Here is a 14,404-nt window from a genome sequence, read left to right as displayed (position 1 = left end):
GTCTGGCACCCGGGCTCAGAACAGCCCGTTGTCGTTGGCCGATCGATCGGGCACGTCCTGGATGACATCCCAGTGCTCGACGATCTGGCCGTTCGCCACGCGGAAGATATCCACCACTGCCTGGCCACGGTCTTGCGGGCCGTCGGTGGCGTGCACGTGCAGCCAGACGAGATCGTCGTTGGCGGCACTGCGCACGATACGGGCCCGGGCCTGCGGATGCTCGGCGAAGAAGCTCGAGAAGAAGGACACGAAGGGCTGCTTGCCGTCCGGCACCGCCGGATTGTGCTGTCGGTAGTCGGTGGCGACCACCGCGGCACTTTCAAGGTCATGCGCATTGAAGAAGCGCTCATAGAAGTGGACCACCAGCTGGCGGTTGGCTTCCTCCTTGTCGATCTGGCGCTCGGCGTGGGCGAAGGCCGGCAGGCTGCCGAGCAACAGGCAGAGGCAGGTCAGTAGGCGTAGGCAGGTCATGGGCAGGGCTCCAGGCAGGTAAGGGAGGGGGTCACCAAGGTCCGGTCCAGGACCCGTGTCGCTGCCCAGGGCGTTTGGCCTGGGCGGCATTGCCGGGTCCTCGTCCGGGTGGTCTATTTTCCAGACCATGGTAGGAAGGGCCGCCTGGCTCCACAAGGACGCACCCTGAAGTGACCAGGTCAGCCGGCGCTGACCTGCATCGTTCGCGCAGGCGCCGCTGGTGACAAGAACCCGCGCGGGGCTCTAGCCTCACCCGTCCGCTTGCGCCCCTTCCGGAGTCCCCATGAGCGATCCCCAGCCCTTCGTCTTCGCGCAGCCCTGTCCGATCCGCGATGTACTGGATCGGATCGGCGATCAATGGAGCCTGCTGGTACTGGAACAGCTGGCGGGCGGTACGCTGAGATTCAACCAATTGGCCCGCGGGATCGGCGATATCTCCAAGCAGATGCTCGCCACGACCCTGCGGCGCCTGGAGCAGGATGGCCTGGTACGGCGCCAGGTCCTGGCCGAGGCGCCGCCGCGGGTGGAATATGCCCTGACCGACCTTGGCCGCTCCTTCCTGCAGCCCTTGCAGGCGCTCGTCCACTGGGCCGACACCCACCACCAGGCCATCGTGCTAGCCCGGCAGCGTTATTCCGCCTGAGGCCATGCCCGGCGCCTGGGCGGTCGGCAGCGGGTGTAAGCTTTCGGGATGCCGGCCTAAAGGTCGGCGGGCGAGGGTCGTCTATTCTTCGACAACCAGTACCAGAGGAGCGTGTGGCATGGATGCTTGGGTAGCCAGCGCGATGGCGCTGTTGACGACGTACGGGCCGCTCCAGTGGCTGCTCATCGAGGCCATCGTGGCAGCGGCCTATCTGATCTTCGGTGTCGCAGGGTTCGGCAGCGCCCTGGTCGCCGGTCCCTTGCTCACCGCCTGGATGCCGCTGTCGCGCATCGTCCCCTTGCTGGTGCTGCTGGACTTCCTCGCGTCCTTCCACAACTGGCTGCCGGATCGGCGCGCCATCGCCGGGCGTGAACTGCAGCGCCTGTTGCCCATGCTGCTGCTCGGCGCGGCCCTGGGCACCTATCTGCTGCTGCGCACCGATGCCCGCCTGCTGATGCTCTGGCTAGGCCTCTTCGTGGTGGGCTATTCGAGCTACAGCCTGCTCGCGCCCAAGGGCTTTCGCCAGTTGGCCCCGGCCTGGTCGATCCCCGCCGGGAGCGTCGGCGGCCTCTGCGGCGCCCTGTTCGGCAGCGGCGGCTTTCTCTATGCGCTCTATCTCAACGGGCGTCTGCAGGACAAGCACGCCATCCGGGGCACCCAGAGTTTCCTCATCGGCTGCAGCGCCTCCATCCGTATCGCCCTGCTGCTGATCGCCGGCGCCTACAGCGATGGCAGCCTGCTGCTGCTGGCGCTCTTCCTGCTGCCCGCCATGCTGCTGGGTGGCTGGATCGGTCGCCACTTACAGCGCCGCCTGTCGCGGGAGCGCTTCACTCGGCTGGTGACCTGGCTGGTGCTGGCCTCGGGCGTGACCCTGATCGGGCGTTATCTGGCAGGGTAGAGCATCCCAAGGTCGTGACGGTCCCGTAGGTTGGGTCAGACCGTTTTATCGTCGAAGCCCAACGAGGCCGGACATCCCGTGTTGGGCTTCGCTGCGCTCAACCAACCTAAGTCACCTCGACGGCCACCTTGGGAACTCCCCCCGTCTACACCGATCCGCTTTAGATCCCCCTTGGCGGAGAACTCCCATGCTCACCTCCATCCAGGCCGGCGTATTGGACGTGGCCTACGAGACTCAAGGGCCGGACGCTGGCCATCCGGTCCTGCTGCTGCATGGCTTCCCCTACGACATCCATGCCTACGACGAGGTGGCCGATGACCTCGTCGCCAGCGGCTGCCGGGTCTTTGTGCCCTATCTGCGCGGCTATGGCGCTACTCGTTATCTGAGCGCCGACACCCCGCGTTCGGGCCAGCAGGCGGCGCTAGCCCATGACGTCCTGGCGCTGCTCAATGCCTTCGGCCTGGAGCGCGCTACCCTGGCCGGCTACGACTGGGGTGGCCGCGCGGCGGGCATCGTCGCCGCCCTCTGGCCGGAGCGGGTGAGCGGGCTGGTGTTGGGCGACGGCTATCCCATCCAGGACATCGCCCGCGCCGCGACCCAGCCGGCCGAACCGGCGGCGGAACTGCGCTATTGGTACCAGTACTACTTCCATGGCGAGCGTGGTCGCGCCGGGCTGGCGGCCCATCGCCGGGAGTTCTGTCGCCTGCTCTGGGCGCTGTGGTCACCCAGTTGGAGGTTCAGCGATGCCACCTACGCCCTTACCGCCGCGGCCTTCGACAATCCCGATTTCGTCGAGACGGTGATCCATTCCTATCGCCACCGCTACGGCCTGGCGCCGGACGACCCGGCCTATGCCGAGACCGAAGCGCGCCTCGCCGCCCAGCCACCGATCAGGGTGCCCACCACGGTGCTGGCCGGGGCCGACGATGGCGTGACGACCTTGCAGGACGAGGCTGCAGTCGCTCGGCATTTCCAGGGCCCTTTCCGCTTCGAGGTGTTGCCCCGTTGCGGCCACAACCTCCCCCAGGAAGCCCCCGCCGCCTTCGCCGCGGCGGTGCGGGAGCGCCTGCCGTAGGTTGGGTTGTGACGGCTCCATCGTCGAAGCCCAACAGCGTTCAAGTCTGGACAATGTTGGGCTTCGCTGCGCTCAACCCAACCTACAAGGTATGCGCCGCTTTTCCCCCTCTCCCTCTGGGAGAGGGCTGGGGTGAGGGTGGAGTTGTTGGGCTTCGCTGCGCTTAACCCAACCTACGAGGTATACGCCGCTTTTCCCCCTCTCCCTGTGGGAGAGGGCTGGGGTGAAGGTGCAGTTGTTGGGCTTCGCTGCGCTCAACCCAGCCTACGGGGTATACGCCGCTTTTCCCCCTCTCCCTCTGGGAGAGGGCTGGGGTGAGGGTGCAGTTGCTGGGCTTCGCTGCGCTCAACCCAACCTACGTCGCCTCGACGGTCCCGTAGGTTGGGTTGAGACAGCTTCATCGTCGAAGCCCAACGTTACCGGCCTTGGTTTCTCCTCACCCCAACCCTCTCCCCGAGGGAGAGGGGGCTGGTCCAGTAGGTTGGGTTGAGCGCAGCGAAGCCCAACGTGGGTGTCTTGCCCTGTTGGGTTTCCACGGTGGGGCTTTCTCAACCCAACCTACGCCGGTTCAACCCTTGCCCAACACGTCCGGATTGGCCAGGCCGGTCGGGTCCCCGGCGAAGAAGGCCACCAGGTTGGCGAAGGCCTCGCCGAAGTAGAGCTCGTAGCTGTGCTTTTCCACATAGCCCAGGTGTGGCGTGCAGAGCACCCGGGGATGGGCGAGCAGGGGATCGTCGGGGGCGACGGGTTCCTGCTCGAAGACGTCCAGCGCCGCCTGGCCGGGGTGGCCGAGCTCAAGGGCGGTGAGCAGGGCGCCGGGTTCGATCAGGCCGGCGCGGGCGGTGTTGACCAGCAGGGCGCTCTTCTTCATCCGCGCCAGGTCTTCGGCGCGGACGCAGCCGCGGCTGCGCTCGCTGTATCTCAGGTGCAGGCTGATGACGTCCGCCTCGGCGAAGAAGGCCGCCTGGCTGGTGGACGCGCGATGGCCGTCGGCTTCGGCGCGGGCCCGGGAGGCCTCGCTGCCCCAGACCAGTACCGGCATGCCGAAGGCCTGGCCATAGCGCGCCAGGCGCTGGCCGATCTTGCCGTAGCCCCAGATACCGAGGATCTGCCCGTCCAGCCGTTCGCCCAGGTTGACCTGCCAGCGCCCGGCATAGAGGGCGTCGATGGCCGGCTTGAGCTTGCGGCGGGCCATGAGGATCAGGGTCCAGGTCAATTCGGAGGTGGAGACCGGCGAGCCGCTGCCTTCGCAGACCGCCACGCCCTGGCGGGTGCAGGCGGCCACGTCGAGGTGGGCGGTGGCCTTGCCGGTCTGGCTGATCAGCTTGAGGCGCGGCAGGTGCGCCAGCAGCTCGGCATCGATACGGGTGCGCTCGCGGGTCAGCACCAGGGCGTCGGCGTCGCGGAAACGTTCCACCAGTACCTGGGGATCGCGCTCGGCGTCGTGGTAGAGCGTCACCTGGTGCCCGGCGCGCTGGAGCAGGGGATAGCAGTCCAGGGTTTCGACGACGTGCTGGTAGTCGTCGGGGATGACGATGTGCATGGCGGGCTCCGTTGTTGTTCTGAGCCGTCAGTGGAGCACCTGCGGGGTCGTCCGACAAGATGGGACGCAACGGTGGACGAGGCTGCGCCGTCGTCCACCCTACCGGTAGCCTGGAAAACCGCGCAGCGTTTTCCAGGGATCGTTTTCTAGTAGGGAATCACCAATGGCGTGCCCGCCAACGGATTTTCGATCACCGCGCACCTGAGGCCATACAGCGCCTCGATCAACTCGGGGGTGATGATCGCCGCTGGCGGACCCTCGGCGAGGATGCGTCCGGCGCGCAGGGCGATGATGTGGTCGGCATAGCGACAGGCCTGGTTGAGATCGTGCAGCACCGCCACCAGGGTGCGACCGCCCGCGCGATTGAGCCGGCAGAGCAGCTCCATGAGCTCCACCTGATGGGCGATGTCCAGGTAGGTGGTGGGTTCGTCGAGCAGCAGCAGCGGCGTTTCCTGGGCCAGTGCCAGGGCGATCCAGACCCGCTGGCGCTGGCCGCCGGAGAGGCTGTCCACCGCCCGCTCGGCTAGCTCCAGGGTATTGGTGGCTTCCAGGGCGTGCTGCACCGCGCGCTCGTCGGCATCCGTCCAGCCGGCGAAGGCCTGGCGATGGGGGTGCCGACCGCGGGCCACCAGGTCGGCGACCAGGATGTCTTCCGGCGCCACGGCGCTTTGCGGCAGCAGGCCGATGCGCCTGGCCACCTCGCGGGTGGGGAGCTCCTGGATCGGCCGGCCGTCCAGGTGCACCTCGCCGGCGCTCGGGCGGATCAGTCGCGCCAGGCTGCGCAGCAGGGTGGACTTGCCGCAGCCGTTGGGGCCGATGATGACGGTGAAGCGGCCATCGGGCAGGTGCACGTCGAGGTCGCTGCAGATCGGCTGACCGCCGTAGCCCACGGTGAGGCCACGGGCGGCGAGGCGACTGGGGGAAGCGTCTTGGCTCATGAGGTCCGCCGCCATTCGCGGCTCAGCAGGAAGATCAGGTAGAGGCCGCCCAGGGCGCCGGTGAGCAGCCCGACCGGAATCTGGAAGGGCGCCAGCAGCCGCTGCGCCAGCAAGTCGGCCAGGGCGGTGAGGCAGGCACCGAGCAGCGCGGGCGCCAGGATGCCGAGATCGGCGCTGCGGGTCAGGCGCCGTGCCAGTTGCGGCGCCGCCAGGGCGACGAAGCCGATGGGCCCGGCGGTGGCGATGGCCAGGGCGGCCAGGGCTACCGCCACGGCGAGCAGCAGGTTCTGGCTACGGAGTACCGGCAGCCCCAGGGCCCGCGCCAGGTCGTCGCCCAGCTCCAGCAGCCGCAGCCGCCGGGCCAGCCAGGCGGCCAGTGGCAGGAGCAGCAGGCAGCCGGCGAGCAGGCTGAGGGTGCGACTCCAGGTCAGCATGTCCAGGCTGCCGAACAGCCAGAGCCGGGCTTCCTGGGCTTCGTTCAGCTCGGCCCGGGTCAGCAGGTATTCGTTGAGCGAGGCGAGCAGGGCGCTGATGGCGATGCCGAGCAGGATCAGCCGCTCGCCGCGGATGCCGGCCAGGGCCGCCAGTCCGGCCACCAGCACCGCCGCCAGCAGGCCCCCGGTGAGGGCGCCGAGCATCAGCGCGGCGCCGCCCAGTTGCAGCCAGAGCAGGGTAATGAGGGCGCCGCTGGCCGAGCCGACGGTGAAGCCCACCAGGTCCGGGCTGGCCAGCGGATTGCGCGCCAGGCGCTGGAAGATGGCGCCGCTGGCACCCAGGGCCGCGCCGACACCCAGGGCCGCCAGCAGACGCGGCAGGCGCAGGTCCAGCAGGATCAGCCGGGTCAGCTCGTCGCCGCCCCCCAGCAGGGTGGCGACCACTTGGTGGGGCGCCGGGGCGAAGGCACCCCCGGTGAGGGTGAGGGCACAGATACCGACCGCCGCCAGCCCGAGCAGCAGCAGGCAGGCCTTGAAGCGCGCCGAGCGCCGTGGCGCGAAGCGATGGCGACTCAAGGGCGCACTCGCTTGGCGGAGCGGATGACCAGCATCAGCAGCACCGGGGTACCGAGCAGGGCGCAGACGATGCCGGCCTCCAGCTCCCCCGGCAGCGCCACGCGGCGGCCCAGGGTGTCGGCGAGCAGCAGGAGGTTGGCGCCGGCCAGGGGCGCCAGCGCCAGGATCCAGCGCCAGTCGGCGCCCACCAGCAGGCGCAGGGCGTGGGGCACCACCAGGCCGAGGAAGCCGATGGGGCCGGCCACCGCGGTGGCGGCGCCGCACAGCAGCACGATGGCAACGAAGGCCAGCAGTCGCACCTGCCCCGGTCGGGCACCGAGGGCACGGCCCAGGTCGTCACCCAGGGCCAGGGCATTGAGGCGACCACCCAGGGGCAGGCCCAGCAGCAGGCCGACCAGCAGCAGCGGCAGGATGGCCAGGGCGCCCCCCGGCGTCTGGCCGCTGAGGGCACCGACCGCCCAGAAGCGGTAGCTGTCGAACACGGCGCTGTCGAACAGGGTGATGATGCCGGTGCAGGCGTGGAGGCTGGCGCTCAGGGCGATGCCGGCGAGGATCAGCCGCAACGGCTGGCCACGGGCCGGCGCGCTGCCGCCGAGCAGATAGACCAGGCCGGCGGCCAGGGTGGCACCCAGCAGGGCACAGGCCAGGCGCAGCGGTGCATCGTCCAGCCCCACCAGCGACAACCCGGCCACCACGGCGAAGGCCGCGCCGGCATTGATCCCCAGCAGGCCCGGGTCGGCCAGGGGATTGCGCGTCAGCGCCTGCATCAGGGCGCCGGCCAGGCCGAGGGCGGCGCCCACCAGCAGGCCGAGCAGGGTGCGCGGCAGGCGCAGGTCCCAGAGCACCACGGCTTCGGTGGAGCCATCGGGCGCGAAGAGCAATTCGACGATCCGCGTGGCGGACAGCGGCCGGGCGCCTATGCCCAGGCTGGCGATCAGCGCCAGCGCCAGGGCGCCGAGCAACAGCAGCAACACCAGGCCGCCGCGGGCGAAGGTGGCCTGCCTGATGAGGACCGCGGCGGCCGGCTGGTTCATGCGATCCCCAGGGCGGTGGCCACGGTAGTCACCACCTGGCGCGCGGCCAGCGGACCGGCGTTCAGGTAGAAGGCATCGGTATCCACCTTGATCGCCCGGGCCTGGCTCACGGCCTCCAGGCGCGGCCACAGCGGCTGGCGGGCCAGGCTGGCCAGGGCGGTACCCTGTTCGGCATAGAACAGCCAGTCGGCGTCGGCCAGATCGAGCAACTCGGCGCTGACGTCCTGGGAGGTACCCTTGAATCGCTGGGCGGCGGGGCGGGTCAGGCCCATGGCCTGCAGCAGGCCGCCGGCGAAGGAGTCCTTGCCCATCAGCCGCAGCCGGGCACCACTGGAAAACAGCAGGGACGCGGAGGGCGGTTGGCTACCCAGGCGCTGCGCCATGCCGGCGAGATCGCTATCCAGCGACGCCAGCAGCCGCTCGGCCTGCTGGCGTCGCCCCAGGGCCTCGGCCAGCAGCAGGAAGTCCGGTCGCCAGTTGCCACCGGTGCCACGCGCCACCACCGTGGGGGCGATGCGCGAAAAGAGTTCCAGGCCGCCCGCCCGCAGGACGGTGCGATTGAGCAGGATCAGATCCGGTGCCAGTCGCGCCAGGGCTTCCAGATCCGGGGCCTGGCGGCTGCCCAGGTCGACCATGGCGTCCAGCTCGGTCGCGCGGCCGGCCAGGGCACTGCGCAGGTAGGCCGGTGCCAGCTCGCGATTATCCACGCGCGCCGTCCCTGCCGGAACCACGCCCAGGCTCAGGGCGGCGTCCAACTGGCCGGTGGAGATCACCGCCACACGCCGCGGCTCCCGCGGCACCAGGGTGCTGCCCGCCACATGTTCCACCTGCCGGGGAAACTCGCCGTCGCCGAGCGCAGCCCGCGCGAACGCCCGGGCAGGCAGCCCGGCGAGCAGCGCGGTAGCACTGGCGAAATGAAGGAAGGCGCGACGATCAAGCATGGCGTGGGCTGGCTGGGTGGCGGAAAGAGGCCCGCCAGGCGGGCCGAGGACCCGCGACGGGGCGGCTAGGATAGAGCATCGCCGGTGGGCTGGCATCCGCAACCGGTGCCAGGTTGAGCGTTACGTATTCAACCCGGCAGCATCCGCCCCTCTCCCTGCGGGAGAGGGTTGGGGTGAGGGCAGCCCTCGCTCAGAAACTCACCGAGGCACTCAAGCGCGCCGTCCGCGGCTCACCCACCGCGACCTGCAGCGGGCTGTTGGCGCTGTAGGGGTAGTAGTGCTTGTCGAACAGGTTGTCGACGTTCAACTGAAGTCGCGTCTGGTAGCCGGTCACCGGCAGATCCCAGCGCAGGAAGGCATCGGCTACGGTGTAGCTGCTCAGGTAGAAGCTGTTGGCGGGGTCGCCGGCCTGCTCGCCCACGTAGCGCGCCCCACCCCCGGTATGCCAGTTGCCCAGGTTGGACGGCACTTGCAGATGATGAGTGAGGTAGAGACTGCCGCTGTGCTTGGGTGCCAAGGGTAGCCGTCGGCCCTCGTTGACCGGATCGTCGAGCACCTCGGTATGGTCGTAGGCGTAGGTGGCCACGATGTCCCAGCGCTCGGCCAGGCGACCGGTCAGGTCCAGTTCCAGGCCACGCGAGCCGACTTTGCCGGCAGCCTGGCCGACACTCAGGTTGTTCACCTGGGTGGTGGTCACCACATTCTTCTTCTCGATGTCGTACAGCGCCACGTTCAGATTCAGTCCCGGCGTCAGGTCGTACTTGGCACCCACCTCGAGGCTGCGGCCCTCTTCCGGCGCGAAGGTGTCGCCGAGGTCGTCGACCGTGGTGTTGGGGACGAAGGAGCGGCTGTAGTTGCCATACAGCGACAGGCTGTCTGTAGCCTGAAATACCAGGCCTGCCAGGGGGACGAAGGCCTGATCATCCTTGTCCAGTTGTTTGGTGCGAGTGGCACCGACGCCCTGCGCGGCGTACTGGTTGAATTGCTGATAGCGACCGCCGAGCACCAGGATCCAGCGGTCATCCAGGTGCCAGTTATCTTTCAGATACAGCGAGCTGGAGGTCAGGTTGGTATCCAGGTCGCTCTGGGCAGGCACGTAGGCACTCGGCGGCGCGAGATTGCCGTACACCGGCGCATAGATGTTGATGTTGCGCCGCGTGGCATTGTTGCGATAGGTGGTGCCCCGGTGTTTGTCATAGTCCTCGTGATCGACGCCCACCAGCAGGTCGTGGCGCTGGCCGAATAATTCCTGGCGGCCAATGAAGTCCCAACTGGTGTAGTGGGTCTGGTCATCGTAGTGGGCGCCGTTGGCCGCCCGCAAAAAGTTGCCATTGGCCGCCAGGGACACCGGCTGGGCGAAATTCAAATGGTACCTGTCGTTGTTCCAGGCGTAGGTCAGCCGGGTCTTCCAGTCATCGCTGAGCTGGTATTCGAAGCGGGCGCTGGCAGTCTCGCGGATGCCACCCGCGTCCGACCAGGACTCATCCAGCCGTTTGTCATAGTCGATATCCGCTGGATGTCCCTTGACGAATACCGTGCCTCGATCGAGGACGCCGGTGTAGTCGCTGTAGGAATAGGCCAGCGTCATGCTGGCGCGTTCGCCGGTCCAGGACAGTGACGGCGCCACCAGGGTGTGCTGGTCCACCCCATAGTTGCGCCAGTAATCCTCGTGCTGGCGTTCGGCGACCAGCCGATAGGCCAGGCCGCTGTCACCCAGCGGACCGGTGGTGTCCAGGCCCAGGTTGCCGCCGCCTTCGCTGTAGGCCGATCCACTCAGGGTGGTGCGCTGTTGGTACTGCGGCTGCTTGCTGACCACGTTGATCAGCCCGCCGGGCTCCAGGGCGCCATAGAGCAGCGAGGCCGGGCCCTTCAATACCTCGACGCGTTCCGCGGTTGCGTCGAAGTTGTGCGTCAGGTTGGAACGTACTCCGTCGCGGAAGATGGAGCCGTCCTGGTTGTTGCCGAAACCGCGCTTGATGAAGGAATCCTTGGTGCCGGCCAGGGTATTGCCCTGGGTCACGCCACTGATGAACTTCATGGCGTCGTCGAGGGTGCGCACCTCGTAGTCCTGGATGAGCTGAGGCGTAACGGTCTGGACCGACTGCGCTTCCTCCTTGAGGGGCACCTCGCTCTTACTCGCCGTGCTGCCGCGGGTCGCCTGGTAGCCGATATCGGCCTCGGGCGCGCTGGCGGAAATGTCCATCGGCGCCAGTTCACTGCTCTCAGCGGCGTGAAGCTCGAGCGGTAGGGCCAGGGCGAGGAGACCAAGAGTGAAAGGCACGAAAGGGCGAGGAAAGGCTCTGCAAGGGGCGTTCATGAGAGGACTCAGTAGTGGTTCCAAAGTGATATCAATACTATATTGATAATCATTCTCATGAAAAGCGCTTTTCCTGACCTTCTCTCCGAGGCGCGTTGCCGCCCATCCCCAAGCGCAGGTATAATGTCGCGCTCCTTATTTTTCCCGCCCGGGAGCCCCCGCCATGCTGCGCATCAGCCAAGAAGCCCTGACGTTCGACGACGTACTCCTCATCCCCGGCTATTCGGATGTCCTGCCGAAGGACGTCAGTCTCAAGACCCGCCTGACCCGTGGCATCGAGCTGAACATTCCCCTGGTGTCCGCCGCCATGGACACCGTGACCGAGTCCCGCCTGGCCATCGCCATGGCCCAGGAAGGTGGCATCGGCATCATCCACAAGAACATGACCGTCGAGCAGCAGGCCGCGGAAGTCCGCAAGGTCAAGCGCTTCGAGGCCGGCGTGGTGAAGGACCCCATCACCATCGACGCCGACGCCAGCGTGCGCGATCTGTTCGACCTAACCCGCCAGCACAACATCTCCGGCGTCCCGGTGCTGTCCGGCCGTGACCTGGTGGGCATCGTCACCTCCCGCGACGTGCGCTTCGAGACCCGTCTCGACGTGCCGGTGCGCGAAGTCATGACCCCCAAGGACCGCCTGGTCACCGTGCGCGAAGGCGCCGACAAGCAGGAAGTCCGCGAGCTGCTGCACAAGCACCGCATCGAGAAGGTGCTGATCGTCGACGAGGCCTTCGCCCTCAAGGGCATGATGACCGTCAAGGACATCGAAAAGGCCAAGGCCTACCCCAACGCCAGCAAGGACGACGCCGGTAGCCTGCGCGTCGGCGCCGCCGTCGGCACTGGCGCCGAGACGCCCGAGCGCGTCGCTGCCCTGGTTGCCGCCGGCGTCGACGTCATCGTCGTCGACACCGCCCACGGCCACTCCAAGGGCGTGATCGACCGCGTGCGCTGGGTCAAGGAGACCTATCCGCAGGTCCAGGTGATCGGCGGCAACATCGCCACCGCCGAAGCCGCCAAGGCCCTGGCCGACGCCGGCGCCGACGCGGTCAAGGTCGGCATCGGCCCGGGCTCCATCTGCACCACCCGCATCGTCGCCGGTGTCGGCGTGCCGCAGATCTCCGCCATCGCCAACGTCGCCGCCGCCCTCGAAGGCACCGGCGTGCCGCTGATCGCCGACGGTGGCATCCGCTTCTCCGGTGACCTGTCCAAGGCCATCGTCGCCGGCGGCTACTGCGTGATGATGGGCTCCATGTTCGCCGGTACCGAAGAGGCCCCGGGCGAGGTCGAGCTGTTCCAGGGCCGCTCCTACAAGTCCTATCGCGGCATGGGCTCCCTGGGCGCCATGTCCCAGACCCAGGGCTCCAGCGACCGCTACTTCCAGGATTCCGCCTCCGGCGCCGAGAAGCTGGTACCGGAAGGCATCGAAGGCCGCGTCCCCTATAAGGGTCCGCTGGCGGCGATCATCCACCAGTTGATGGGCGGCCTGCGTGCCTCCATGGGCTACACCGGGTGCGCCACCGTCGAGCAGATGCGCACCAAGCCGCAGTTCGTGCGCATCACCGGCGCCGGCATGGCCGAATCCCACGTCCACGACGTGCAGATCACCAAGGAAGCACCCAACTACCGCGTGGGCTGATTCCAACCTGTTTCTACGTTGCGATTCGGGGCTGTCTAGACAGCCCCGAATCGTCTGAACCTAGCGCTATCGAGACCTGGCCATGTCCCAAGACATCCACGCCCACCGCATCCTCATCCTCGACTTCGGCTCCCAGTACACCCAGCTCATCGCCCGCCGCGTGCGCGAACTGGGCGTCTACTGCGAGCTGCACCCCTTCGACATGGACGACGCCGACATCCGTGCCTTCGCTCCGCGCGGCATCATCCTCGCCGGTGGTCCCGAGTCGGTCCATGAGGCTGGCAGCCCGCGCGCACCCAAGGCGGTGTTCGACCTGGGCGTGCCCCTGTTCGGCATCTGCTACGGCATGCAGACCATGGCCGAGCAACTCGGCGGCAAGGTCGAAGGCTCCAACATCCGTGAATTCGGCTATGCCAAGGTCGACGTGGTCGGCAAGAGCCGCCTGCTCGAAGGCATCGAAGACCACATCGACGACGACGGCGTGCTCGGCCTGGACGTCTGGATGAGCCATGGCGACAAGGTCGGCAAGCTGCCGGACGGCTTCCACATCGTCGCCAGCACCCCCAGCTGCGCCATCGCCGCCATGGGTGACGACGAGCGTGGCTGGTATGGCGTGCAGTTCCACCCCGAGGTGACCCACACCAAGCAGGGCGGGCGCATCCTGGCGCGCTTCCTGAAGGACATCTGCGGCTGCGAAGCCCTCTGGACCCCGGCCAACATCGTCGAGGACGCCATCGCCCAGGTGCGTGCCCAGGTCGGCAGCGCCAACGTGCTGCTGGGCCTCTCCGGCGGCGTCGACTCCTCGGTGGTCGCAGCCCTGCTGCACAAGGCCATCGGCGACCAGCTGACCTGCGTCTTCGTCGACAACGGCCTGCTGCGCCTGCACGAGGGTGATCAGGTGATGGCCATGTTCGCCGAGAACATGGGCGTCAAGGTGATCCGCTCCAATTCCGAGCAGCGCTTCCTGACCAACCTGGAAGGCGAAGCCGACCCGGAGAAGAAGCGAAAGATCATCGGCCGCACCTTCATCGACGTCTTCGACGCCGAAGCCAGCAAGCTCGACAACATCAAGTTCCTGGCCCAGGGCACCATCTACCCCGACGTCATCGAGTCGGCCGGCGCCAAGACCGGCAAGGCCCACGTCATCAAGTCCCACCACAACGTCGGCGGCCTGCCCGAGGAAATGAACCTCAAGCTGGTCGAGCCGCTGCGCGAACTGTTCAAGGACGAGGTACGCAAGATCGGCCTGGAACTGGGCCTGCCCTACGACATGGTCTACCGCCATCCCTTCCCGGGTCCGGGCCTGGGCGTGCGCATCCTCGGCGAAGTGAAGAAGGAATACGCCGACCTGCTGCGCCGCGCCGACGACATCTTCATCAGCGAACTGCGCAAGGCCGACTGGTACCACAAGGTCAGCCAGGCCTTCGTCGTCTTCCAGCCGGTGAAATCCGTCGGCGTGGTCGGTGACGGCCGCCGCTACGCCTGGGTCGTCGCCCTGCGTGCGGTGGAAACCATCGACTTCATGACCGCCCGCTGGGCCCATCTGCCCTACGAGCTGCTGGAAAAGGTCTCCAACCGCATCATCAACGAAATCGACGGCATCTCCCGCGTCACCTACGACGTCTCGAGCAAGCCGCCGGCGACGATTGAGTGGGAGTGATCCCGCGGCCGGCATAGACCGGTACGTCTAGCAAAAAGCCAAAAGCCCGCGTAATTGCGGGCTTTTGGCTTTTTGCTGAGGGGGATCCTGGAAGTCGCCACGACTTGCGCCGCACGGCCAGCCTCTCGCACGCGGTGGATTACAAGTCCGACTGGATCGAGAAGTATAGCTAGCTAGCTGTGATCTCTCAGTAGGTTGTTCATCCGGGGCATTCCCGGAATTCTGGAAGCGCGACCAACAC

General features: G+C 67.5%; 12 protein-coding genes. 5 read left to right on the top strand and 7 right to left on the bottom strand.

Going from position 1 to position 14,404, the window contains the following annotated elements; translation table 11 throughout:
* Window positions 1-15: 15 nt before the first annotated feature.
* Window positions 16-471 carry a nuclear transport factor 2 family protein gene (locus FSV73_RS17845; protein WP_145009230.1) on the bottom strand — a complete coding sequence of 152 codons (456 nt, stop codon included), beginning with the start codon at window positions 469-471 and terminating at the stop codon, window positions 16-18.
* Between the two features lie 283 nt (window positions 472-754).
* Between FSV73_RS17845 and FSV73_RS17840 the strand changes: the two genes are divergently transcribed.
* The 3 genes from FSV73_RS17840 (at window position 755) to FSV73_RS17830 (ending at window position 3,087) form a co-directional block, all read left to right on the top strand.
* On the top strand, window positions 755-1,114 hold the full coding sequence (locus FSV73_RS17840; protein ID WP_145009228.1) for a winged helix-turn-helix transcriptional regulator: 360 nt from the start codon (window positions 755-757) through the stop codon (window positions 1,112-1,114).
* A 118-nt stretch (window positions 1,115-1,232) separates the two neighbouring features.
* Window positions 1,233-2,012 (top strand): sulfite exporter TauE/SafE family protein, encoded by a 780-nt coding sequence (locus tag FSV73_RS17835; RefSeq protein WP_260856108.1) that lies wholly within the window; start codon window positions 1,233-1,235, stop codon window positions 2,010-2,012.
* 187 nt (window positions 2,013-2,199) lie between these two features.
* Complete coding sequence (locus FSV73_RS17830; RefSeq protein ID WP_145009226.1) at window positions 2,200-3,087, top strand: alpha/beta fold hydrolase; 888 nt, start codon at window positions 2,200-2,202, stop codon at window positions 3,085-3,087.
* A 568-nt stretch (window positions 3,088-3,655) separates the two neighbouring features.
* Here FSV73_RS17830 and FSV73_RS17825 read toward each other — a convergent pair.
* The 6 genes from FSV73_RS17825 to FSV73_RS17800 form a co-directional block, all read right to left on the bottom strand.
* Entirely contained in the window at window positions 3,656-4,630 is a 975-nt protein-coding gene (locus FSV73_RS17825; RefSeq protein ID WP_145009224.1) for a D-2-hydroxyacid dehydrogenase family protein, read from the bottom strand.
* Between the two features lie 146 nt (window positions 4,631-4,776).
* Window positions 4,777-5,583 (bottom strand): ABC transporter ATP-binding protein, encoded by an 807-nt coding sequence (locus tag FSV73_RS17820; protein ID WP_145009222.1) that lies wholly within the window; start codon window positions 5,581-5,583, stop codon window positions 4,777-4,779.
* Window positions 5,565-6,578, bottom strand: coding sequence for a FecCD family ABC transporter permease (locus tag FSV73_RS17815; protein ID WP_145009220.1), 1,014 nt, complete (start codon window positions 6,576-6,578; stop codon window positions 5,565-5,567). Before FSV73_RS17815 ends, FSV73_RS17820 begins: the two co-directional genes overlap by 19 nt.
* Window positions 6,575-7,612, bottom strand: a complete 1,038-nt coding sequence (locus tag FSV73_RS17810; RefSeq protein WP_260856107.1) for a FecCD family ABC transporter permease — start codon at window positions 7,610-7,612, stop codon at window positions 6,575-6,577. Before FSV73_RS17810 ends, FSV73_RS17815 begins: the two co-directional genes overlap by 4 nt.
* Window positions 7,609-8,553, bottom strand: coding sequence for an ABC transporter substrate-binding protein (locus tag FSV73_RS17805; protein WP_145009218.1), 945 nt, complete (start codon window positions 8,551-8,553; stop codon window positions 7,609-7,611). The genes FSV73_RS17810 and FSV73_RS17805 overlap by 4 nt, the downstream gene beginning before the upstream one ends.
* Before the next feature lie 190 nt (window positions 8,554-8,743).
* Window positions 8,744-10,870, bottom strand: a complete 2,127-nt coding sequence (locus FSV73_RS17800) for a TonB-dependent siderophore receptor (RefSeq protein WP_145009216.1) — start codon at window positions 10,868-10,870, stop codon at window positions 8,744-8,746.
* A gap of 163 nt (window positions 10,871-11,033) precedes the next feature.
* On the opposite strand from FSV73_RS17800, the gene guaB reads away from it, so the two are divergent.
* Together guaB and guaA are read left to right on the top strand one after the other, a co-directional pair.
* A complete protein-coding gene (guaB, locus tag FSV73_RS17795; protein ID WP_145009214.1) occupies window positions 11,034-12,503 on the top strand; it encodes an IMP dehydrogenase in 1,470 nt (489 codons plus the stop codon).
* Window positions 12,504-12,585: 82 nt separating this feature from the next.
* On the top strand, window positions 12,586-14,163 hold the full coding sequence (gene guaA, locus FSV73_RS17790; protein ID WP_145009212.1) for a glutamine-hydrolyzing GMP synthase: 1,578 nt from the start codon (window positions 12,586-12,588) through the stop codon (window positions 14,161-14,163).
* Window positions 14,164-14,404: the final 241 nt, after the last annotated feature.

It is taken from the genome of Pseudomonas oryzihabitans (genome assembly GCF_007665395.1).
GTDB lineage: Bacteria > Pseudomonadota > Gammaproteobacteria > Pseudomonadales > Pseudomonadaceae > Chryseomonas > Chryseomonas psychrotolerans_C.
The sequence above is the reverse complement of the archived record's forward strand: the minus strand, read 5'-3'. Positions and strand labels throughout refer to the sequence as shown.

Bases quoted from the DNA above. Each gene is read 5' to 3' on its own strand.
- FSV73_RS17845 (WP_145009230.1), bottom strand. From the start codon at position 471: ATGACCTGCCTACGCCTACTGACCTGCCTCTGCCTGTTGCTCGGCAGC.
- FSV73_RS17840 (WP_145009228.1), top strand. From the start codon at position 755: ATGAGCGATCCCCAGCCCTTCGTCTTCGCGCAGCCCTGTCCGATCCGC.
- FSV73_RS17835 (WP_260856108.1), top strand. From the start codon at position 1,233: ATGGATGCTTGGGTAGCCAGCGCGATGGCGCTGTTGACGACGTACGGG.
- FSV73_RS17830 (WP_145009226.1), top strand. From the start codon at position 2,200: ATGCTCACCTCCATCCAGGCCGGCGTATTGGACGTGGCCTACGAGACT.
- FSV73_RS17825 (WP_145009224.1), bottom strand. From the start codon at position 4,630: ATGCACATCGTCATCCCCGACGACTACCAGCACGTCGTCGAAACCCTG.
- FSV73_RS17820 (WP_145009222.1), bottom strand. From the start codon at position 5,583: ATGGCGGCGGACCTCATGAGCCAAGACGCTTCCCCCAGTCGCCTCGCC.
- FSV73_RS17810 (WP_260856107.1), bottom strand. From the start codon at position 7,612: ATGAACCAGCCGGCCGCCGCGGTCCTCATCAGGCAGGCCACCTTCGCC.
- FSV73_RS17805 (WP_145009218.1), bottom strand. From the start codon at position 8,553: ATGCTTGATCGTCGCGCCTTCCTTCATTTCGCCAGTGCTACCGCGCTG.
- FSV73_RS17800 (WP_145009216.1), bottom strand. From the start codon at position 10,870: ATGAACGCCCCTTGCAGAGCCTTTCCTCGCCCTTTCGTGCCTTTCACT.
- guaB (WP_145009214.1), top strand. From the start codon at position 11,034: ATGCTGCGCATCAGCCAAGAAGCCCTGACGTTCGACGACGTACTCCTC.
- guaA (WP_145009212.1), top strand. From the start codon at position 12,586: ATGTCCCAAGACATCCACGCCCACCGCATCCTCATCCTCGACTTCGGC.